General features: G+C 70.5%; 16 protein-coding genes. 8 read left to right on the forward strand and 8 right to left on the reverse strand.

Going from position 1 to position 19,634, the window contains the following annotated elements:
- Positions 1-145 precede the first annotated feature (145 nt).
- The 8 genes from QZ500_RS13695 to QZ500_RS13730 all read left to right on the forward strand — a co-directional run bounded on the left by QZ500_RS13695 (position 146) and on the right by QZ500_RS13730 (position 10,372).
- The gene (locus tag QZ500_RS13695; RefSeq protein ID WP_295855956.1) at positions 146-3,472 is read left to right on the forward strand and encodes an Rne/Rng family ribonuclease; all 3,327 of its coding nucleotides are present in this window, start codon (positions 146-148) and stop codon (positions 3,470-3,472) included.
- Positions 3,473-3,661: 189 nt separating this feature from the next.
- Positions 3,662-4,438 (forward strand): peroxide stress protein YaaA, encoded by a 777-nt coding sequence (gene yaaA / locus QZ500_RS13700; protein WP_295855957.1) that lies wholly within the window; start codon positions 3,662-3,664, stop codon positions 4,436-4,438.
- Positions 4,439-4,518: 80 nt separating this feature from the next.
- Positions 4,519-5,397, forward strand: a complete 879-nt coding sequence (locus tag QZ500_RS13705) for a 2OG-Fe(II) oxygenase (protein WP_295855958.1) — start codon at positions 4,519-4,521, stop codon at positions 5,395-5,397.
- A 56-nt stretch (positions 5,398-5,453) separates the two neighbouring features.
- Positions 5,454-6,302: an NADPH-dependent 7-cyano-7-deazaguanine reductase QueF gene (queF, locus tag QZ500_RS13710; RefSeq protein ID WP_295855959.1), complete on the forward strand. Its 849-nt coding sequence runs from the start codon at positions 5,454-5,456 to the stop codon at positions 6,300-6,302.
- Between the two features lie 95 nt (positions 6,303-6,397).
- Positions 6,398-7,072, forward strand: a complete 675-nt coding sequence (locus QZ500_RS13715; protein WP_295855960.1) for a biliverdin-producing heme oxygenase — start codon at positions 6,398-6,400, stop codon at positions 7,070-7,072.
- A gap of 17 nt (positions 7,073-7,089) precedes the next feature.
- Complete coding sequence (locus tag QZ500_RS13720; protein WP_295855961.1) at positions 7,090-9,288, forward strand: ATP-binding protein; 2,199 nt, start codon at positions 7,090-7,092, stop codon at positions 9,286-9,288.
- Between the two features lie 57 nt (positions 9,289-9,345).
- A complete protein-coding gene (locus tag QZ500_RS13725) occupies positions 9,346-9,711 on the forward strand; it encodes a response regulator (protein ID WP_295855962.1) in 366 nt (121 codons plus the stop codon).
- Position 9,712: 1 nt separating this feature from the next.
- Positions 9,713-10,372, forward strand: a complete 660-nt coding sequence (locus tag QZ500_RS13730) for a hypothetical protein (RefSeq protein ID WP_295855963.1) — start codon at positions 9,713-9,715, stop codon at positions 10,370-10,372.
- On the opposite strand, the gene QZ500_RS13735 is transcribed toward QZ500_RS13730, so the two are convergent.
- The 8 genes from QZ500_RS13735 to QZ500_RS13770 form a co-directional block, all read right to left on the reverse strand.
- Positions 10,369-11,520 carry a DNA topoisomerase IB gene (locus QZ500_RS13735; RefSeq protein WP_295855964.1) on the reverse strand — a complete coding sequence of 384 codons (1,152 nt, stop codon included), beginning with the start codon at positions 11,518-11,520 and terminating at the stop codon, positions 10,369-10,371. The two genes, QZ500_RS13730 and QZ500_RS13735, sit on opposite strands and share 4 nt — an antisense overlap.
- A gap of 113 nt (positions 11,521-11,633) precedes the next feature.
- On the reverse strand, positions 11,634-12,893 hold the full coding sequence (locus QZ500_RS13740) for a DNA polymerase IV (RefSeq protein WP_295855965.1): 1,260 nt from the start codon (positions 12,891-12,893) through the stop codon (positions 11,634-11,636).
- Positions 12,894-12,954: 61 nt separating this feature from the next.
- On the reverse strand, positions 12,955-14,142 hold the full coding sequence (locus QZ500_RS13745) for an FAD-dependent monooxygenase (protein WP_295855971.1): 1,188 nt from the start codon (positions 14,140-14,142) through the stop codon (positions 12,955-12,957).
- Between the two features lie 37 nt (positions 14,143-14,179).
- Positions 14,180-16,720 carry an EAL domain-containing protein gene (locus QZ500_RS13750; protein WP_295855966.1) on the reverse strand — a complete coding sequence of 847 codons (2,541 nt, stop codon included), beginning with the start codon at positions 16,718-16,720 and terminating at the stop codon, positions 14,180-14,182.
- Between the two features lie 130 nt (positions 16,721-16,850).
- Entirely contained in the window at positions 16,851-17,120 is a 270-nt protein-coding gene (locus tag QZ500_RS13755) for a DUF6587 family protein (protein ID WP_295855967.1), read from the reverse strand.
- Positions 17,121-17,133: 13 nt separating this feature from the next.
- Positions 17,134-19,005 (reverse strand): ferrous iron transporter B, encoded by a 1,872-nt coding sequence (locus QZ500_RS13760; protein WP_295855968.1) that lies wholly within the window; start codon positions 19,003-19,005, stop codon positions 17,134-17,136.
- Positions 19,002-19,304: a FeoA family protein gene (locus QZ500_RS13765; protein WP_295855969.1), complete on the reverse strand. Its 303-nt coding sequence runs from the start codon at positions 19,302-19,304 to the stop codon at positions 19,002-19,004. Before QZ500_RS13765 ends, QZ500_RS13760 begins: the two co-directional genes overlap by 4 nt.
- 126 nt (positions 19,305-19,430) lie before the next feature.
- The coding region (locus tag QZ500_RS13770) for a hypothetical protein (RefSeq protein WP_295855970.1) at positions 19,431-19,634 on the reverse strand (204 nt) is incomplete at its 5' end.

Genomic DNA, 19,634 nt, shown 5'->3' on the forward strand with positions numbered 1-19,634 from the left:
CCTTCAGTCGTTTCCAGGCATCGGTTCAGGCATCGTGGGCCCCGCAGGGGGCATGTAGGAGGGTCGCAGGACCCGGCGGCACGGTCCGCGGCGCAAGCAGCGCCGGCACCGCAGCCGCCACGGAACGAATCGAAGGAAACGCATCATGAAGCGGATGCTGATCAACGCCACGCAGGCCGAAGAACGCCGCCTGGCCATCGTCGACGGACAAAAACTCCTCGACTACGAAATCGAGATCGAAGGGCGCGAGCAGCGCAAAGGCAACATCTACAAGGCGGTCGTCACCCGCGTCGAGCCGTCGCTGGAGGCCTGCTTCGTCGACTACGGCGAGGACCGCCACGGCTTCCTGCCGTTCAAGGAAATCTCCAAGCAGTATTTCGCCGAGGGCGTCTCGCCCAGCCAGGCGCGCATCAACGAGGTGATCCGCGAAGGCCAGGAGCTGCTGGTCCAGGTCGAGAAGGAAGAGCGCGGCAACAAGGGTGCTGCGCTCACCACCTTCGTGTCGCTCGCCGGACGGTACGTCGTGCTGATGCCCAACAACCCGCGCGGCGGCGGCGTGTCGCGCCGCATCGAGGGCGAGGACCGGGCCGAGCTGAAGGAGGCGATGGACCAGCTCGATTACCCGAAGGGCATGAGCATCATCGCGCGCACCGCCGGCATCGGCCGCTCGGCACCCGAACTGCAGTGGGACCTGAACTACCTGCTCAAGCTCTGGACCGCCATCGACGGCGCAGCCAAGGGCGGCAAGGGCGCCTTCCTGATCTACCAGGAATCGTCGCTGGTGATCCGCGCGATCCGCGACTATTTCAACAACGACATCGGCGACATCCTGATCGACACCGACGACATCTACGAACAGGCGCACCAGTTCATGTCGCACGTCATGCCCGAGCATGCCGGCAAGGTGAAGCGCTACCGCGACGATGCGGCCCTGTTCAGCCGCTTCCAGATCGAGCACCAGATCGAGTCGGCCTATGCCCGCACGGTGAGCCTGCCGTCCGGCGGCGCCATCGTGATCGACCATACCGAAGCGCTGGTGTCGGTCGACGTGAACTCGGCCCGCGCGATCAAGGGCGGCGACATCGAGGAAACCGCGACCCGCACCAACCTGGAAGCCGCCGACGAAGTGGCGCGCCAGATGCGGCTGCGCGACCTGGGCGGCCTGATCGTGATCGACTTCATCGACATGGAGGAGAGCAAGAACCGCCGCGAGGTCGAGAACCGCCTGCGCGACGCGCTGCGCCAGGACCGCGCCCGGGTGCAGTTCGGCTCGATAAGCAAGTTCGGTCTGATGGAGATGAGCCGCCAGCGCCTGAAGCCGGCCCTGTCGGAAGGCTCGTCGATCCCCTGCCCGCGCTGCGGCGGCGCCGGCCACATCCGCGACACCGAAAGCTCAGCGCTGCAGATCCTGCGAATCATCCAGGAGGAAGCGCTCAAGGACAACACGGCAGCCGTGCGCTGCCAGGTGCCGGTGGAGGTCGCGTCCTTCCTGCTCAACGAGAAGCGTCCCGAGATCGCCAAGATCGAACTGAAGCAGCGCGTGACCGTGCTGATGGTGCCCAACAAGTCGCTGGAGACGCCGCACTACAAGCTCGAGCGGCTCAAGCACGACGACCCGCGCCTCGACCACATCCAGGCCAGCTACACGCTCGCCGAGGAGGCCGAGGATGCGACGACCGTGACCCGCCGGTCGCAGGAGCCGACCAACAAGCAGACGCCGGTGATCAAGGGCGTGCTACCCGACGCCCCGGCGCCCCAGGCCGTGCCGCGTCCGGCGCCCGCACCGCGCGCTGCCGAGGCGCCTGTGCCGGTCCCGCCGCCGCCCGCAGCACCGCCCGTCGCACCGCCGATGGAGATCGGCTTCCTGGCCTGGCTCAAAAGCCTGTTCGGCTTCGGCCCGCCGCCCGCCCCGGTGGCGGCACCGGTGCCGGCGCCCGCACCGGCTGCCGCTGCGGCCGACGACGCCCGTCGGGGCGGCCGCGGCGGTGAAGGACGGCGCGACGGCCGGCGCGGCGAAGGCCGTGGCGGCGAGCGCAGCGAACGGGGGGAACGCGGTGAGCGGGGCGGCCGTCGGGGCGAAGGCCGCAACGGCGAGCGCGTGGAACGCGGTGAACGCCCCGAGCGCGGCGAACGCATGGAGCGCGGTGCAGGCGGCGACCGGCCGCTGGAGGCCCGCCCGCTGCGCGACGGCGAAGGCCGTGGCCGCGAGGGTCGCGAAGGCCGAGGGGATGCCCGCGGAGAGGGCCGTGGCGAAGGCCGCGGCCGGGGTCGTGAAGGCCGCGAGCCGCGCGAGAACCGCGAATCGCCCGACCGCCTGCCGCCGACCGACGGCACCGCGGACCCGCTGGCAGCCGGCGCGGTCGCAGGCGTAGCCGCGGCATCGCCGCACGACGAAGGCCGCGCGCCGTCCGACCGCGGCGGGCGCGGGGGCGAACGCGGCCCGCGCGGCGAAGGCCGTGAGCGTGGCGAGCGTGGTGCACGCGGCGAGCGGTCCGAAGGCGGCCGCCGCGGACGGGGCGACCGGGCCCCGCGTGGCGACGCACCGGTGCCGGACGGCATCGCGGGCGAAGCCGGCGCTACCGGCGTGGACACCGCCGCTTTCGCGGACGACCGCGTTCTGCCCCCGGGCGAGAGCGTCGCCGTGGTCGATGCCGCGATCCAGCAGGCCGCTGCCGAAGCGCAGCAGGCCCCGCAGGGCGACGGCGAAGAGCCGCGCCAGCGCCGTTCGCGTGACCGTTACGGCCGCGACCGCCGCGAGCGGGGCGAGCGTGGGGGCGACCGCGCCGAGCGCACGGCGGACGACGACCGCGCGGCCGGCGATGCGCCAGCCAACGCGGATGCGCCGGTGCAGGGGGGCATCTTCGACGCGTTCCGCACGGCCGCACCGGCTGTCGCTCCTGTCGCAGAGAGCAGCCCGACCGCGCCGCAGGATGTGACGCCCGAAGTGCGGGACGCACCGGCCGAGCGCCGGCCGCGGGCCCCGCGTCGCGAGCCTGCCGCTCGTGCGCCGGCCGTGAGCGCCGACGCGCTGCCGGTCGAAAGCGCCGTGGCCGTCGCGTCGACGCACGACGCCCCGGCTGCACTTGCGCCGGCGCCTGCCGCGCCGGTGGAAGCCGCGGCTGCATTGGTCGCCGCACCGGCTCCAGCCCCGGTGGCCGCACCCGCTCCGGCCGTCGCAGCTGCGGCGGATGCAACGTCCGCCGCTCCGGCTTCCGCGCCAGCGTTCGTCCTGCCGGTCGATGAACTCGCCCGTGTGGCCGAGGGCAGCGGCCTGCAGTGGGTGAACTCCGATGCGGACAAGATCGCCGCGGCACAGGCGGCCCTGGCCGCCGAACCGAAGCCGGTGCATGTCCCGCGCGAGCGCCCGCCGGTCGTCGCGGTGGACGACGGCCCGCTGGTGCTGGTCGAAACCCGCCGCGACCTGGCCGACGTGCAGCTGCCGTTCGAGCGCCAGCAACAGCCGGGCGCCTGACGCTGCGCCGCCCTCAGGCGGCACTCCGGGCACGAAGCCCTGCCGTTCGCCGCTCGAGGGCGGCCGGCAGGGCTTTTTGCTGCCCGCCATCCGTGCGACCGCAGGCCGGCCCGACAATCGCCGCAGGCGGGCTGCGCGAACGGCCCGCTTCCAATTTTCTGTCTTGTCGCATCTCGACGTTCTGCTGCCATGCTCTTCCTGCTGTCCCCCGCCAAATCGCTCGACTACGACACGCCGGTTCTGCCCGGCCTGCCGGCGACCCGGCCGGCCTTCGTCGCGCAGTCGCAGGCGCTGATCGAGGTGCTGCGCCGCCAGTCGCCGCAGCAGATCGCGGAACTGATGGATTTGTCGGACACGCTGGCGGCGCTCAATGTCGCGCGCTACCAAGCGTGGTCGCCGCGCTTCACCGACGCCAATTCGCGCCAGGCGGCCTTCGCCTTCGACGGCGATGTGTACGGCGGCCTCGACGCCCGCTCCCTGCCCGCCGACGCGCTGGCCTGGGCCAACGACCACCTCGCGATCCTGAGCGGGCTCTACGGCGTGTTGCGCCCGTCGGACCGGCTGCAGCCTTACCGGCTGGAGATGGGCACCCGGCTGGCGACCGAGGCCGGCCCCGACCTGTACCGCTTCTGGGGCGGCCGCATCGCCGAATACCTGAACGAACGGCTGCGGGCCGACGCCTCGCCGGTGGTGGTCAACCTGGCGTCGCAGGAATACTTCCGCGCGGTCGACCGCACGGTGCTGCAGGCGCGGGTTGTCGAATGCGTGTTCGAGGACTGGAAGACCGACCGCTACAAGATCGTCAGCTTCCACGCCAAACGTGCCCGGGGGCTGATGGCGCGCTATGCCGCGCTCCACCGCATCGGCACGCCCCGCGGGCTGGAGGGCTTCGACCTGGAAGGCTATCGGCACGACGCCGCCGCCTCGTCGCCCGACCGGCTGGTGTTCCGCCGCCGCGCGGCCTGAGCCGAACATCCCGAGATACCGCGCCTGCGTCGCAGCCGCTATCCTTTTGCCTCCACCGCATCCGAGACAGGCAGACCGCCATGCCCACCTCTTCCGCCCGCCAAGCCGCATCCGACCAGCCGATCACGCCCGAACTGCGCCAGTGGATCGTCGCCCAAGCCGAAGCCGGCCATTCCGCGCCGGTCATCGTGCAGTCGATGGTCGATTCGGGCTGGCACGAGGATGTCGCCGGCCGGGCGCTCGAGAGCACGCTGCGCGACCACCTGGAGGCGCAGGCCGCCCAGCAGGGCAAGCCGCCCGCCGTGCCGGTGCCGGAGCCTGCGCTGCACGATTCGCCGCTGTATATCGACGTCGGCGACCGGCGGGTGCACGTGCTGCAGGCGATGGCGAATCCGCGGATCGTGGTGTTCGGCAACCTGCTGTCGGACGCAGAATGCGACGAGCTGATCGCCGACGCCGAGCCGCGCATGAAGCGTTCGCTGACGGTCGCCACCAAGACCGGCGGCGAGGAAGTCAATGCCGACCGTACCAGCGACGGCATGTTCTTCGCGCGCGGCGAGACGCCGGTGGTCGCGCGGCTGGAGGAGCGCATCGCCCGACTGGTCGGCTGGCCGCTGGTCAACGGCGAGGGCCTGCAGGTGCTGCACTACCGCAAGGGCGCCGAGTACAAGCCGCACTACGACTACTTCGACCCGTCCGAGCCCGGCACGCCGTCGATCCTGAAGCGCGGCGGCCAGCGCGTCGCGACGCTGGTGATCTACCTGAACGAGCCGGTGCGCGGCGGCGGCACCACCTTTCCCGACGTGCACCTCGAGGTCGCACCCAAGCGCGGCAACGCGGTGTTCTTCAGCTACGAACGCCCCCACCCCTCGACCCGCACGCTGCACGGCGGCGCGCCGGTGATCGAGGGCGACAAGTGGATCGCCACCAAATGGCTGCGCGAACGGGAGTTCAGCTGAAAATCCGGCTTCTGCGCCCGCCCCGCCTGCGCAGTCAGCTACCGAATCGATAGCAGATGACCCAGACCCCCGAACAATCCTCGCTCGGCAAGCGGTCGGCCTACGTCGACCAGTACGACCCCGGCCTGCTCTTTCCGCTGTCGCGCGACGCCAAGCGCCGCGAGATCGGCATCGCCGGCGCGCCGCCGTTCTTCGGCGCCGACCTCTGGACCGCCTTCGAGCTGAGCTGGCTGAACCCGCGCGGCAAGCCGCAGGTCGCGCTCGCGCAGCTCACCATTCCCTGCGAGACGCCGAATATCGTCGAGAGCAAGTCTTTCAAGCTCTACCTCAACAGCTTCAACGGCACGCGCTTCGACGACGCCGACGCGGTGCGCGCGCGCATTCGCGCCGACATCGGCGAAGCGGTCTGGCGCGGCGCACCGGCCGCCGCAGGCATCGGCGTGCGGCTGCTGGCCCCGGCCGACTTCGACCGCGAGGGCGTGGAGGAACTCGACGGCCTCGACCTCGACCGGCTCGACATCGAATGCGACCGCTACATGCCCGCGCCCGACCTTTTGCGCGCCGCAACCGACGAGGCGCCGGTGAGCGAGACGCTGACCAGCCGACTGCTGAAAAGCAACTGCCTGGTGACCGGCCAGCCGGACTGGGGCAGCGTGCGTATCGCCTACAGTGGGCCTCAGATCGACCAGGAAGGCCTGCTGCAGTACATCGTGAGCTTCCGCAACCACAACGAATTCCACGAGCAGTGCGTCGAGCGCATCTTCATGGATATCTGGACCCGCTGCCGGCCGCTCAAGCTCGACGTCTATGCCCGGTATACCCGGCGCGGCGGACTGGACATCAACCCGTGGCGGACCAGCCATCCTCAGGCGGCGCCACGCAACGTGCGCACCGCGCGGCAATAGTCCGCCATGGCTTGGATGGCGGCGCTATCAGCCAACGCCGGGACATGTCATTCGACATACCCCGAGTGAAGGCCCACTGCTAAACTGACCGATTGATGCGCGCACCCGACCGTTCTCTCATCTCTGCCCACCCGTCGGTCAGTTCCGACGGCGCCGTGGCTGCCAGGGGCGGTCCCGACGACGACGTGCTGACCGCCCTCCGGCAGCGCACCCAGGTGATCCACACCCAGCTCGACGCCGGCCTGCCGCTCGCCCGGGAAGACGCCACCCTTTCCGATTACCAAGCCCACCTCATGGCGGTCGGCGGCTGGCTCGCGCGGCTTTCGCCGGTGCTTGCCGTGGCCGCCGGCCCTGCCGCGACGGCGTCACGGCAATCCGCCCGCCTGCAGGCGATCGCCGACGACCTGCACGATGCGGGCGCGGATGCAGCTGCCACCCTTACGGCGGACAGCCCGAACGAAGCCGACGCTTTCGCGGCTCTTCAGGACGATGCACGCCGCCGCCCGGCGGTCGCCTGGGGCGCCGCTTACGTGATCGAAGGCTCCCAGCTCGGCGGACGGATGCTGCAGCGCAAGCTCGCTGCTACGCTGGCGCCGCATCCGCTGCGCTACCTCGGCGGCCAGGGGCTGCCGCCGACCTGGGTTTCCTTCACCGCCGACCTGCGCGCTGCTGTTGTACACCCGGACGCGATCGCCGCCGCCTGCGATGGCGCTGTCGCGACCTTCCGACTGCTGGTGCGCCGCTTCGAGCGGCTGGGGGCGCTCGCGTGAGTGAGCCAGTGACCGCGATGAGCCCCACGATGCGGGTGACGCTCGAGAACTGCGATCATGAGCCGATCCACATCCCCGGCCTGCTGCAGCCGCACGGCGTGCTGGTGGCGTTCGATGCCGACCGCCGGCTGCGCTACCGCAGCGCCCATGCGCAGGCAGTCCTTGGCGATCTGCCCGCCTTCGGCCAGAAACTCGCGCCGCGCGACTTCAACCGCTGCGCCGATATCCACGCGGCGCTCGCGCAGGCCTTCGACCCTGCTACGCGCGACGAGGTGCTGCCGCTGGTCGCCGAGGTCTCGCTGGGCAACCGCACCTACGACCTGATCGTCCACCAGTCGGGCGACTTCTTCATCGCCGAATTCGAGTCGCGGGCCCACGACGCCGACCAGCTCGCCACTTTCGCGCTCAAGGCGCACCGGGCGATGGAGCGTCTCAAGCGCCAGCGCTCGATCGAATCGCTGCTCAACCTGGCGGTCGAGAACATCCGCCAGCTCACTGGTTTCGACCGGGTAATGGCCTACCGTTTCCGCCACGACGACAGCGGCGAGGTGGTGGCCGAGTCCTGCAAACCTTCGCTCGACCCGTTCATCGGCCGGCGCTATCCGGCCAGCGATATCCCGGCGCAGGCGCGGCGGCTCTATGTCGTCAACACGCTGCGGCTGATCGCCGACGTGCAGGCAGTACCCGTCGCGCTCGAGGCAGCGGCGGGCGAAGCGCCGCTCGACCTGAGCCATTCAGTGCTGCGCGCGGTGTCGCCGGTGCACATCGAATACCTCGGCAACATGGGCGTGGGCGCGTCGATGAGTGTCTCGATCGTGGTCCAGGGCAAGCTTTGGGGACTGATCGCCTGCCACCACGACGGTCCCCGCCATGTGCCCTATGCGGTGCGCATGGCCTGCGACGTGATCGCCCAGCTGCTCGCAGCCAACGTGCAGACGGTACTGGCACGCGAGCACGCCGAACGTACCGCGGTCGCCCTGACGTTGCGCACCCGCCTGATCGAACAGCTGCTGCACACCGACGACAACATCGCGGTGCTGTCGGAGCACGGCCAGGCGCTGATGCAGACCTTCGATGCGCACGGTCTGGTCATCGCCGAAGGCAGCAAGCTCGCGGTCGCCGGCGAAGTGCCGATGGAGACGGCCCGTGCCCTTGTCCGCTGGTTGGCGCGGCGCGACCAGGAATTCCCGGATGCGCTGGTGCAGATGCATGCGCTGGCCCAGTTCCCGAGCTATCTGCATGCGGCGCTCGGCACCTGGTGCGGCATGCTGGCGATGCGCTTCGATGCCAGCACCCAGGGCTGGCTGATCCTGCTGCGCAAGGAGCAGGTCGAGACCATCGCCTGGGGCGGCAAGCCCGAGAAGAACTACACGCACGGCCCGCTCGGGCCACGCCTGACCCCGCGCGGCTCGTTCGACCTGTGGCGCGAGACGGTGCGCCACACCGCAGTGCACTGGAGCGAGGCCGACCTGTGGATCGCCCGCCAGCTGCTCGACGAGCTGATCCGCACCAACGCAGCCCGCACCGGCGAACTCAACCGGGCCCGGCACCAGCTGCTGGCGGTGCTCGGCCACGACCTGCGCGATCCGCTCCACTCGATCAGCATGGCCGCGCGGGTGCTCGAACGCGGGGAAGACCGCCAGGGCGGCCGGATCGGCCAGCGCATCCAATCGTCCAGCACCCGGATGCAGCGCCTGGTGAGCCAGGTGATGGACATGTCCCGGCTGCAGGGCGGCCTGGGGCTGGGCCTGCAGTTCGCACCAACGGATGTGACGCACCTGGTGCGCGACCTGCTCGAGGAATCGAGCATGGCGCATCCGGGAACCGTCTTCTCGGTCCAAATCGGCGAGGGCATCCAGGCCGAGGTCGATCCGGACCGGCTGGCGCAGGTGGTGAGCAACCTGATCGGCAACGCACGGCACCACGGCGCGCCGGGCGAATTGATCGTCGTGAACCTGCGCGAGGACGCCGACCGCATCGAGTTGCAGGTTCGCAATGTCGGCGAGCCGATTCCGGACGACCTGGCCGCCTCGCTGTTCAACCCGTACAAGCGCCAGTCGCTCGGCAATGCCCGCAACCGCACCGGCCTGGGCCTCGGTCTTTACATCGCTTACGAAATCGTCGGCGCACACGGCGGAAGCATCGGATACTCCTTCGAAGCGCCGCACGTCGTTTTTACCGTGCGCCTGCCCCGCCGCCAAAGTGCCGCGCCGTAAGCGTTTCGCCGCACGGCCGGTCTTTCTTTCCTCCCGAAGACTTCGTAGAGAGCCCCCGTGGAATTGAACATCCTCATCGTCGACGACAACCGCGAAGCGGCCGAACTGTTCCAGGAACTGCTGGACATGCAAGGCTATGCCGTGCGGTGCGCCTACACCGCCCAGCAGGCCCTGGCGAGCGCCACCGCGCAGCCGGCCAATGTCTACCTGGTGGACCTGACCCTGCCCGACATGCACGGCACCGAACTCGCCCGCCAACTGCGCACCCTGTCGGGCAGCGGCCCACGACCGATGGTGATCGCGGTGACCGGCCTCGCGTCCGACGGCAGCGACGACATGGCGGTCTTCGACCATTTCCTGCAGAAGCCGGTCGATTTCGAAAAACTCGAGCGCATCCTGGCCGAGCGGGCCGGCGGGCAGTGACATGAGCACCCGCGCCCCCGCCTGGGTCGCCGCCGGCGTCCGGCACGAGATCCTGATGCGGGTGCTGCCCGCTCTGCGTCATGACATGGCCGGCCCGCTGTCGGTGGCGCGCATGGGCAACACCGTGCTCAAGCGCTATATGGCGGCGCAGCCCTTCGATCCGGAACAGAGCCACAAGCGGCTCGAGCAGACCGAAGAGCAGCTCAACCAGCTGCTAGTGGCGATCCGTACGCTTAATCGCTGGGACCTGGACACCTCGGAGCGCGCCGATGCGGCGCCCGCCGTCCGCGCCGGGCTGGAACTGGCGCGGCCGATGCTCGACTTGCACGGCATCGCGATGGACGCCGTGCCGGAAGACGCCACACCGGCCGACTGGCCCGCGATGTCGCCCGCCCGGGCGCTGTATGCGGTGATCGGGGTCGCGTCCTGCCTGCAGGACACAGCGACCGGTCCGGCCGCCCTGAGCGTCCGCTGCGACGGCAGCGACCTGCTGTTCACCACCCGCCCGCGCGACGGTGCCGCGGCCGACGAGCCGCAGTTCCCTGCACGCCGCATGAAGATCGACGCGGACGCCCTGTCCACCCTGCTAGCCGACCTGCAGTGGCCGGCCGACATCGCGCCCGGCACGGTGCGGCTGCGCCGTCCCGACGACGGCCGCTAGGACGCGCCAGCCTTGGGCGCCGTCGTGCGGCGGCGGGTGCGTCCGCCCCGGCGGTGCTCCTGCAGGAACACCATGAGCCGGTGTTCGGCCGCATGCAGCTTGCGCTGGCGCTGTTGCTTGCTGGCGATCCGATTCCAGATGTCGGCCATCTTCGGCCCCTGGTCGGACGCTAGGGTAGCGCCGATCGCCATCACCGCCGGGTGGATATAGGACTTCTTGCACACCGCCGGCGTGTTCCCCAGCTGGCGGGCGACGGCGCTCAGCACCGCCTTGGCGTTGTAGGCCTCCGCACCTCCGCTGGTGCAGGCCATGCGGGTCAACTCAAGCGCCTGGACCGTGCCATGCCAGGTGCGGAAATCCTTGGCGGTGAAATGCGGTTCGTCGGCCGCCAGGCCGGCCGCCTCGGCCAGATACGCGTTCACGTCGGCCGAATCGACCGCATGCGGCGTGCCGTCTTCGTCCTCGTACTGGAACAGTTCCTGGCCCGGCAGCTGCTGGCAGCGGCGCACCACCCGCGCCACCCGCGGATCGTCGAGTTCGGCTTCCTGCATCACCCCGCTTTTGCCGCGGAAGCGCAGCCGCAGCACGCTGCCCTTCACGCCCGCATGCGGATTGCGCAGCGTCGTCAGGCCGTAGGAACCGTTGCTCGCGGCATATTCCTCGTTGCCCACCCGGATGTAGGTGGTGTCGAGCAGCCGCACCAGCGTCGCCAGCAGCACGGTGCGCGTCACCGGCTGCCCGCGGGACAGCCGCAGGTCGCGCGCGACACGGGCACGGATGCGCGGCAACGCCCGGCCGAACGCCTCCAGCCGGTCGAACTTGCTTTCGTCGCGCTGTAGGCGCCAGTCGGGGTGGTACCGGTACTGCTTGCGGCCGCGCGCATCCAGGCCGGTCGCTTGCAGGTGCCCGTTCGGCAGCGGGCAGATCCAGACGCCCGTGTAGGCCGGCGGGATCGCCAATTTATCGATCCTCGCGATCTCCTCGGCGTCCTGCACCCAGGCGCCGTCGTGCATGCGGTAGCGGAAGCGCTTGCCGCGCTTGATGCGCGAGAGGCCTGGCATCTCGGGACTGACGTAGAGCAGGCCGCCGGGCAGGCGTGTGGGTTTCGCAGCGGTGGCGGTAGAGGGGGCGACGGCAATAGCGGGCATCGGACGGTCCAGCGAACGGTGGCATCCGGTGTACCGCCGCGCCAACACGACCGATGTAGGACGCCGGCATGTCGTCCGGTCGTTGCTGCTCCACTCGTGGTGATACGGCGCGGTCAGAAAAGCGGCACGGTCGTCGGCAGATCCACTACTTTTTTGATAGCGCCCCGCGCAGCAGGTACGGGCGCAAAAGCCGAATTTCCATCCAAAACGCCGTCTGAACCCGCCGCATCGGCCCGCACCAGCGTACCGACCCGCACGCCGAGCAACCGCAGCCGCTGTTCCAGCGGCACCCGCTTCAGACATTGGCCGGCGATGCGGCGGATCGTGGCCGCATCGTCGGTCGGCAGCGGGATCGTCTGGTCGCGGGTGGCGATGCGGAAGTCGTCGTAGCGCAGCTTGATGCCGATCGTCTTGCCGCGGTAGCCCTTGCGCTGCAGGTCGGCCGCGACCTTCTCGCACAGGGCGGTGAAGATGCGGCCCAGTTCGGCCCGGTCGCGTACCGCATGCAGGTCGCGGTCGAAGGTCGTCTCGCGGCTCATCGAGACGGGCTCGCTCTCGGTCACCACCGGGCGGTCGTCGCGGCCCCAGGCCACCTCGTGCATCCAGGCGCCAGTGGACTTGCCGAAGGTCGCGATCAGCCAGTCGCGGTCGCGCTGCGCCAGGTCGCCGATGGTGCGGATGCCGTGGCGCTCCAGCTTGGCGTCGGCCTTCGGCCCGATGCCGTTGACCTTGCGTGCGGCCAGCGGCCAGATGCGGGTCTGCAGGTCGTCCTCGTAGACGACCGAGATGCCGTTGGGCTTGTCGAATTCGCTCGCCATCTTGGCCAGCAGCTTGTTGGGCGCGATGCCGATCGAGCAGGTCAGCCCGGTCGCGTCGAAGATGCCGCGCTGGATCAGCCGGGCCAGCACCCGACCGCCCTCGCGCTGGCCGCCGGGCACGTCGGTGAAGTCGATATACACCTCGTCCACGCCGCGGTCCTGCATGACCGGCGCGATCTCGGTGATGACCGCCTTGAAGCTGCGCGAATAGTGCTTCACCCGGTCGAAGTCGGCTGGCAGCAGGATCGCCTGCGGACAGAGCTTGGCCGCCTTCATCAGCCCCATCGCCGACCCGACGCCGAACTGGCGCGCGGCATAGGTCGCGGTGGTCGCAACGCCGCGGCCGGCGTAGTCGCGCAGCACCGGGAAGGCGGACAGGGGCAGGTCGGCCAGGGTGCCGCCCTCGGGCGGGGTGAGCAGCCGCTGGTCGACACTGCGGCGGCTGCCGCCGATCACCACCGGCAGGCCCTTCAGTTGCGGATAGCGCAGCAGTTCGACCGAGGCGAAGAAGGCGTCCATGTCGAGGTGGGCGATGCGGCGCATGGGGCGAAGCATAGCCACGGAGGGCCAGCCGCACCGGGGGTCGGGAATGCCGCGCGGCGGGCCGTCCGCCGCCTCAGCCGTAAAGCCAGGGCTGGTCGAGCAGCCGCGGACCGAGCAGCCGCAGCGCGACGTCGCGGCCCCACTGCACCGGTCCGCGCGCATGGAACACCCGGGCATTGCGGCGGGCGGTGCGCTGCACCCGGGCGACCCGCTGCCAGCGGTGCATCGCGTAGCGGCGCAGCTGCAGCGGCACCTCGACCCCCTCCATCGCCAGCATGCGCTGCAGCTCCGCCGCATCTTCGATCGCCATGCCGGCGCCCTGCGCCAAGTAGGGCAGCATCGGATGGGCGGCATCGCCGAGCAGTGCGATGCGACCGACCGCCATGCCGTCGGGGCCGGGAAGCGGCGGGCGGTCGCAGAGCATCCAGCGACGCCATTCCGGTGCCGCCTCCTGCAAGGCCCGCAGCGGACCGCAAGCCTGGGCCAACACCCGCGCCACCTCGTCCGGATCGGCGGGTGCATTCCAGCGGCCCGCCGGCGGCTGCGCACCGGCCGCCGCTTCCGCCAGTACCACCAGATTGAGCCATTCGCCGCGGCGCACCGGATAGGCCACCGCATGCAGCCGGTGGCCGAGCCAGACCGTGACCTCGTCGCTGCGCAGCGCAGCCGGCAGATCTGCCTGCGGCAGCAGCGTGCGGTAGGCGAGATGGCCGGTGGCCTGCGGCGGCATGTCGTGCGGCAGGCACTGTGCGCGCAGGCCGCTCCACACGCCGTCGGCGAGGACGAGCGCGTCGCCCTCGACGTCCGGTGACGTGTCGGCCGCATCGGCCGGCCGCGCAACCCGCACAGCGACCGTCGGTCCCTGGGACCGCAGCGTCTCGATCCGCGTGCCGGGATGCAGCACGGTATCGCCGGCGCCGCGGACCGCGTAGAACAGCAGCGCATGCAGGTCAGCCCGATGCAGCGTGGCGTAGGGCGCGCCGTAGCGGGCTTTGAAAGCTGCGCCGAGCGGCAGTGTCGCCAGGGACTGGTGGCTGGCGGCGCGTCGCACCTGCAGCGCCTGCGGGAAGGCTGCGACGGCGGCTAGCGCCTCGCCCAGCCCCCAGTCCTGCAGGATGCGGCCGGCATTCGGCCCGAGCTGCAGGCCGGCGCCGACCTCGGCAAACCCGGGCGCCTGTTCGAAGATGCGGACCCGCCAGCCGGCGCGGTGGCAGGCGATCGCTGCCGCCAGCCCGCCGATGCCGCCGCCGGCGATCAGCATGTCCTGCCGGAAGGCGCCGCTCACCGCCGGCCCCGCCTCACCCGACGAGGCCCTGCTGGCGCTCCATCTCCGCGATCGGCAACGGCCGGCCGAACAGGTAGCCCTGGAAGGAGCGGCAGCCGTGCTGCTCCAGGAAGTCGCGCTGGCCCTCGGACTCCACGCCTTCGGCGATCACGTCCAGGTCCAGGCTCAGCGCCAGGGCGAGCGTGGTCCGCACGATGGCCGCGTCGTGCGGATCGGTGAGCAGGTCGCGCACGAAGGAGCGGTCGATCTTCAGCTGCTCCAGCGGCATGCGCTTGAGGTAGCTGAGCGAGGAATAGCCGGTGCCGAAGTCGTCCAGCGAGAAGCCGATGCCTTCCTCCCGCAGCCGGGCCATCTTGCCGATGATGCCCTCGACGTCGTGGAACAGCAGCGACTCGGTCAGTTCGAACTTCAGCTTGCGGGCGTCCACACCGGTCTCGCGCAGCACCGCCACCACCTGGTCGATGAAATCGGGATGCCGGAATTGCCGCGCGCTCACGTTGACCGCGATCGACAGGTCCCTCGTCTGCGGCCGGTCGGCCCAGGCCACCAGCTGCCTGCAGGCGGTGCCCAGCACCCAGCCGCCGAGCGGCAGGATCAACCCGCTTTCCTCGGCGATGGTGATGAAGTCCAGCGGCGGCACCATGCCGCGCACCGGATGCCGCCAGCGCACCAGTGCCTCGGCGCCGGTCATGCGGCCGGCGCTGTCCACCACCGGCTGGTAGTGCAGCTCCAGTTCCTCGCGGGCGAGGCCGGCCCGCAGATCGGCCTCCAGGGTCGCGCGGTTCTGCACCGCCGCCTGCATCCGGGGGTCGAAGAAGCACAGCGTGTTGCGGCCCAGCGTCTTGGATTGGTGCATCGCCAGGTCGGCCCGCTTCAGGATGTCGTCCACCGACAGCGAGCCCGCCCCGAAGGTGGTGATGCCGACGCTCGCGGTGCCGTGGTGTTGTCGGCCGCCGATCGAGAACGGCTTGGCGATCGCATCGAGCACCTGCTGGCCGAGCTGCTCCGCGCTGCGGATCGCCTGCGACTCCTCGGTGCCGAGGTGCTCGGCGACCAGCACGAAGCCGTCGCCGCTGAAGCGCGCAGCCGTCCGGGCGCCGACGGCCATGCCGCGTAGCCGTTCGGCAGCGAGCTGCAGCAGGCGGTCGCCCATGTCGTGGCCGAGGATGTCGTTGAAGTCGCGGAAGTTGTCCAGGTCGACGAACAGCACCGCGCCCCATTCGAGCGAGAGCTTGGAGGTGCGCAGCGCATTCTCCAGCCGGCTCACCAGCATCCGCCGGTTGGGCAGCGCCGTCAGGCTGTCGTAGTACGCCAACCGCTCGATCTGCTGGGCGGCGCGCTTGCGCTCGGTCACGTCACGGGCTACCCCGACGACGCCGGAAATACGCCCCGCCGCGTCGCGCACCGGCGTCTTGATCACGTCGAAGTCGCCGTTGCCGCCGATACCGCGCAGCACTTCCTCGCTGCGGTAGGCCCGGCCGGTCTGCATCGCGCTCAGGTCCTCGGCGCGATAGCGCGAGGCGGTGTCCTGGTCGTAGCGGTCGGCATCGGTCTGGCCGCGCAGGTCTTCCTCGGTCACGCCGAAGAAGGCCTCGAACGCCCGGTTGCAGGCCCGGTAGGCGCCGTTCTCGTCCTTGGCAAACACCATGTCCGGAATGGCCTCGAACAGGCCGCGCAGTTCGGCCTGCTTCTCCGCCAAGGCCTGCTCAGTGCGCTTGCTTTCGGTCAAGTCGAGCACGAACGAGATCACGCCGGTGACCTGCCCGTCCGGGCCGTGCTCGGGCATCAGGGTGTTGAAGCGGTGACGGAGATCACCCGCCGCGACCTCGACCAGGTTGTCGAAGACAACCTTGTGGCCGGCCAGGGCCCGCTGCAGCTGCGGCCCGATCCGGGCGTACCGCTTCGCCGGCAGGATGTCTTCCAGCGTCTGGCCGAGCAGGTCGGCGACCGAGCGGCCGTACCAGCGCGCATGTTCCTCGTTGATGAACCGGATGCGCAGGCTGCTGTCGAAGCGGGTGATGCCGCCGGGCAGATGGCGCAGCACGTTGGTCCAGCGGACCTCGGCCTCGTGGCCGTCGAGCATGTCCTCCCGCTGCTGGGTCACGTCGGACTGCACGCCGGTCCACAAGATCTGCCCGTCCGGCAGGGCCTGCGGCGTGGCGGCGAGGTGCATCCAGCGCACGGCACCGTCGGCACGCCGGATACGCAGGTCGATCCGCAGCGGCAGCAGGTTGGCGAGCGACCGGGCGAGCGCCTTGCGCAGCGCGACCCGGTCCTCGCGCAGGACCTGCGCGAACCAGATACCGGCATCCGCCCGCAGATCGTCGGGCTGCAGGCCGTTGACGGCCAGGACCGCATCGCCGACGAAAACTATCCGGCCGCGACGGCCGGGATGGCCGACCACCTCGAACAGCACCGTGCCCGGCAGCTGCGCGCTGAACCGGATCAGATCGGCCCGTCCGCCGGTCGCCGTGTCTGCCGGCCCCTTGCCGAACAGGCGCTGCCACCACCGGCGCTGGCCGGCCGGTTGTCCGTGATCGGAGGGAAAAGACATCCGGGTGGGTTTCTCTGGCAAGGGATACGGGTCGCGGGAGCGAGTATCCGCGAAAAACAACGGCGATTCCGGGCCTGGGACGGCCTGCGGACCAGCGGTCGCGCAACGTGCTGTGTACGGTGGTCGCGTCCTAGTTCCGACGCCGGATCGTGATCGGGTGTTCGGTCGTCGGACGCCCCGGCGCGGCGCAGCCGCCGCAGCTGTCGCAAGTGCTGCAGCCGGGCGCTTTGCCGATGCGGCCGGTGATACGGGTCGCGGCGCGTTCGCTGGCGCCGAGCCGTTGCAGGAGTCGCCCGAAGCGGCCGGCGATGGCCTGCCGCCAGCGCGCCGGCATCCAGCGCCGGGCCGCCCAGGCCGCCGCCAGCGCCACGATCACGAACACCACGATCTCCTGGCCCATCGCCGTCGCCGCCTCAGCCGCCCGACAGCGCGAGCGTCACCCGGTAGGCGACGAAGCTCGCCAGATAGGCAAGCGCGAACAGGTAGGCCGCCATCAGCGTGGCGTAGCGCCAGGAATTGGTCTCGCGCTTGACGGTCGCGAGGGTGGACAGGCACATCGGCGCGAACACGTACCAGACCAGCAGCGAGACCGCCGTCGCCATCGACCAGCTGGCGGCGATGACCGGTTCCAGCGCGGCAGCGGCCTCGTCGCCGCTCGCCGACATGGCGTAGACCGTGCCGAGCGCACCGACGGCGACTTCGCGGGCCGCCAGGCCCGGCACTAGTGCGATCGAGATCTGCCAGTTGAAGCCGATCGGCGCGAAGATCACTTCCAGTGCCCGACCGATCATGCCGGCCAGGCTGTACTGGATGGCCGGGCCGGTGGCGCCCTCCGGCGGCGAAGGGAAAGTGGCGAAGAACCAGAGCAGCACGGTCAGCGCCAGGATCATGCCGCCGACCCGCTGCAGGAAGATCGCCGCCCGCTCCCACAGGCCTAGCGCCAGCTGCCGCGGGTTGGGCCAGCGGTAGGCGGGCAGCTCCATCAGCAGCGGCGACTGGGTCCGGCTGCTCCGCAGGCGCTTGAACACCCAGGCTACCGCCATCGCCGACACGATGCCGCCCAGGTACAGCGCGAACAGCACCACCCCCTGCAGGTTGAAGATGCCGCCGACCTCGCGCGCCGGAATGAAGGCCGCGATCAGCAGCGCATAGACCGGCAACCGGGCCGAGCAGGTCATCAGCGGCGCGATCATGATCGTCACCAGCCGGTCGCGCCAGTTGGTGATGGTGCGGGTCGCCATCACACCCGGAATGGCGCAGGCGAAGCTCGACAGCAGCGGGATGAACGAACGGCCGGACAGGCCGACGCTGCCCATCACCCGGTCGAGCAGGAAGGCAGCACGCGGCAGATAGCCCGAATCCTCCAGCGCCAGGATGAACAAGAACAGGATCAGGATCTGCGGCAGGAAGACCAGCACGCCGCCGACGCCCGCCACGATGCCGTCGACCAGCAGGCTCTGCAGGATGCCTTCGGCCGTGTGCGCTTTGATCCATTCGCCGACGCCTTCCGTCGCGCCCTTGATCAGCTCCATCGGCGCCTCGGCCCAGCTGAAAACCGCCTGGAACATCAGGAACAACAACACCGCGAGCAGCGCCAGGCCCCAGACCGGATGCAGCACTACGCGGTCAATCGCGTCGTCGCGGTGCAGCGCGGCAGGCGGCGTGGTCACGGCGAGCGACAGGATGCGCCTCACCTCCGTCTGGGTGTCGAGCACGTCGGCCAGCGCGGGCGGCTGCCAAGCGGCGGGCGCGGCGGGCGCGGCACCGTCCCAGGCGTCGAGCGCGGCCACCAGCGGGGCGGCGCCGTCGCCGCGCACGCCCACCGTCTCGATCACCGGCATGCCGAGTTCGCGCGAAAGCACCGCCGTGTCGACCGCGATGCCCTGTTCGCGCGCCATGTCGCTCATGTTGAGCGCCAGCACCAGCGGCAGGCCGAGCTTGCGGGCTTCCAGCACCAGCCGCAGGTTGAGCCGCAGGTTGGTCGCGTCCACCACGCAGACCAGCAGGTCCGGCAGCGGCTCGCCCGGGCGCCGCCCGGTGACGATGTCGCGCGTCACCGCTTCGTCGGCGCTCATCGCATTCAGGCTGTAGGCGCCGGGCAGGTCCAGCACATAGACCTGCCGGCCGGAGCCGGTGCGCAGGCGGCCGACCTTGCGCTCCACCGTCACGCCCGCGTAGTTGGCGACCTTGGCGCGGCTGCCGGTCAGCAGATTGAAGAGCGCTGTCTTGCCGCAGTTCGGATTGCCCAGCAGCGCGACGCGCAGGGGTGCCGCTGCCGCGCTCATGCCGACCCTCCCGGTACGACCGTCACCATCGCCGCCTCGTGCAACCGCAGCGCGAAGGTGGACTGCCCGACCCGCACCGCCAGCGGCTCGCGCCCCGGGAATCCGTGCGCGACCACCCGGACCGTCTCGCCCGGCACGAAACCGATCTCGCTCAGCCGCAGGGCGACGTCGGCGCCCTCCTGGCCGGCCGACGGCTGGAGCGACACGATGGTCGCCGGCTGCTGTCGCGGCAGACGGTCGAGCGACAGGGGCGCGGGTGAGAACAGGGACGGATCGGCGGCGGCGGAGTGGAAATGCACGGGGCTGCAGCGCGCAGCTGCCTGGAGGAAAATGCAGATGGTAGCAATTCCTGTTTGCAGCCACTCCGCTCATCGCCTTTGACCAGCCGGCCGGCAGGGGCGCCGGCCGGTCGCTCGCCTGCCGTCTCAGTACTGCAGCAACTGGCGCAGCACGTACGGCAGGATGCCGCCGTGCCGGTAGTAATCCACCTCGACCGGCGTGTCGATGCGCAGGATCACCGTCACCTCCTGCCGCCGGCCGTCGGCGCCGGTGATGACCAGCGTCGCCTTGCTCTGCGGCTTGAGGTCGGGATGGGTCAGCACCTCGACCGTCTCGTCGCCGCGCAGGCC

This window comes from uncultured Xylophilus sp., from assembly GCA_913776965.1.
Classification (GTDB): domain Bacteria; phylum Pseudomonadota; class Gammaproteobacteria; order Burkholderiales; family Burkholderiaceae_C; genus Xylophilus.

Bases quoted from the DNA above. Each gene is read 5' to 3' on its own strand.
- QZ500_RS13695 (WP_295855956.1), top strand. From the start codon at position 146: ATGAAGCGGATGCTGATCAACGCCACGCAGGCCGAAGAACGCCGCCTG.
- yaaA (WP_295855957.1), top strand. From the start codon at position 3,662: ATGCTCTTCCTGCTGTCCCCCGCCAAATCGCTCGACTACGACACGCCG.
- QZ500_RS13705 (WP_295855958.1), top strand. From the start codon at position 4,519: ATGCCCACCTCTTCCGCCCGCCAAGCCGCATCCGACCAGCCGATCACG.
- queF (WP_295855959.1), top strand. From the start codon at position 5,454: ATGACCCAGACCCCCGAACAATCCTCGCTCGGCAAGCGGTCGGCCTAC.
- QZ500_RS13715 (WP_295855960.1), top strand. From the start codon at position 6,398: ATGCGCGCACCCGACCGTTCTCTCATCTCTGCCCACCCGTCGGTCAGT.
- QZ500_RS13720 (WP_295855961.1), top strand. From the start codon at position 7,090: ATGAGCCCCACGATGCGGGTGACGCTCGAGAACTGCGATCATGAGCCG.
- QZ500_RS13730 (WP_295855963.1), top strand. From the start codon at position 9,713: ATGAGCACCCGCGCCCCCGCCTGGGTCGCCGCCGGCGTCCGGCACGAG.
- QZ500_RS13735 (WP_295855964.1), bottom strand. From the start codon at position 11,520: ATGCCCGCTATTGCCGTCGCCCCCTCTACCGCCACCGCTGCGAAACCC.
- QZ500_RS13740 (WP_295855965.1), bottom strand. From the start codon at position 12,893: ATGCTTCGCCCCATGCGCCGCATCGCCCACCTCGACATGGACGCCTTC.
- QZ500_RS13745 (WP_295855971.1), bottom strand. From the start codon at position 14,142: ATGCTGATCGCCGGCGGCGGCATCGGCGGGCTGGCGGCAGCGATCGCC.
- QZ500_RS13750 (WP_295855966.1), bottom strand. From the start codon at position 16,720: ATGTCTTTTCCCTCCGATCACGGACAACCGGCCGGCCAGCGCCGGTGG.
- QZ500_RS13755 (WP_295855967.1), bottom strand. From the start codon at position 17,120: ATGGGCCAGGAGATCGTGGTGTTCGTGATCGTGGCGCTGGCGGCGGCC.
- QZ500_RS13760 (WP_295855968.1), bottom strand. From the start codon at position 19,005: ATGAGCGCGGCAGCGGCACCCCTGCGCGTCGCGCTGCTGGGCAATCCG.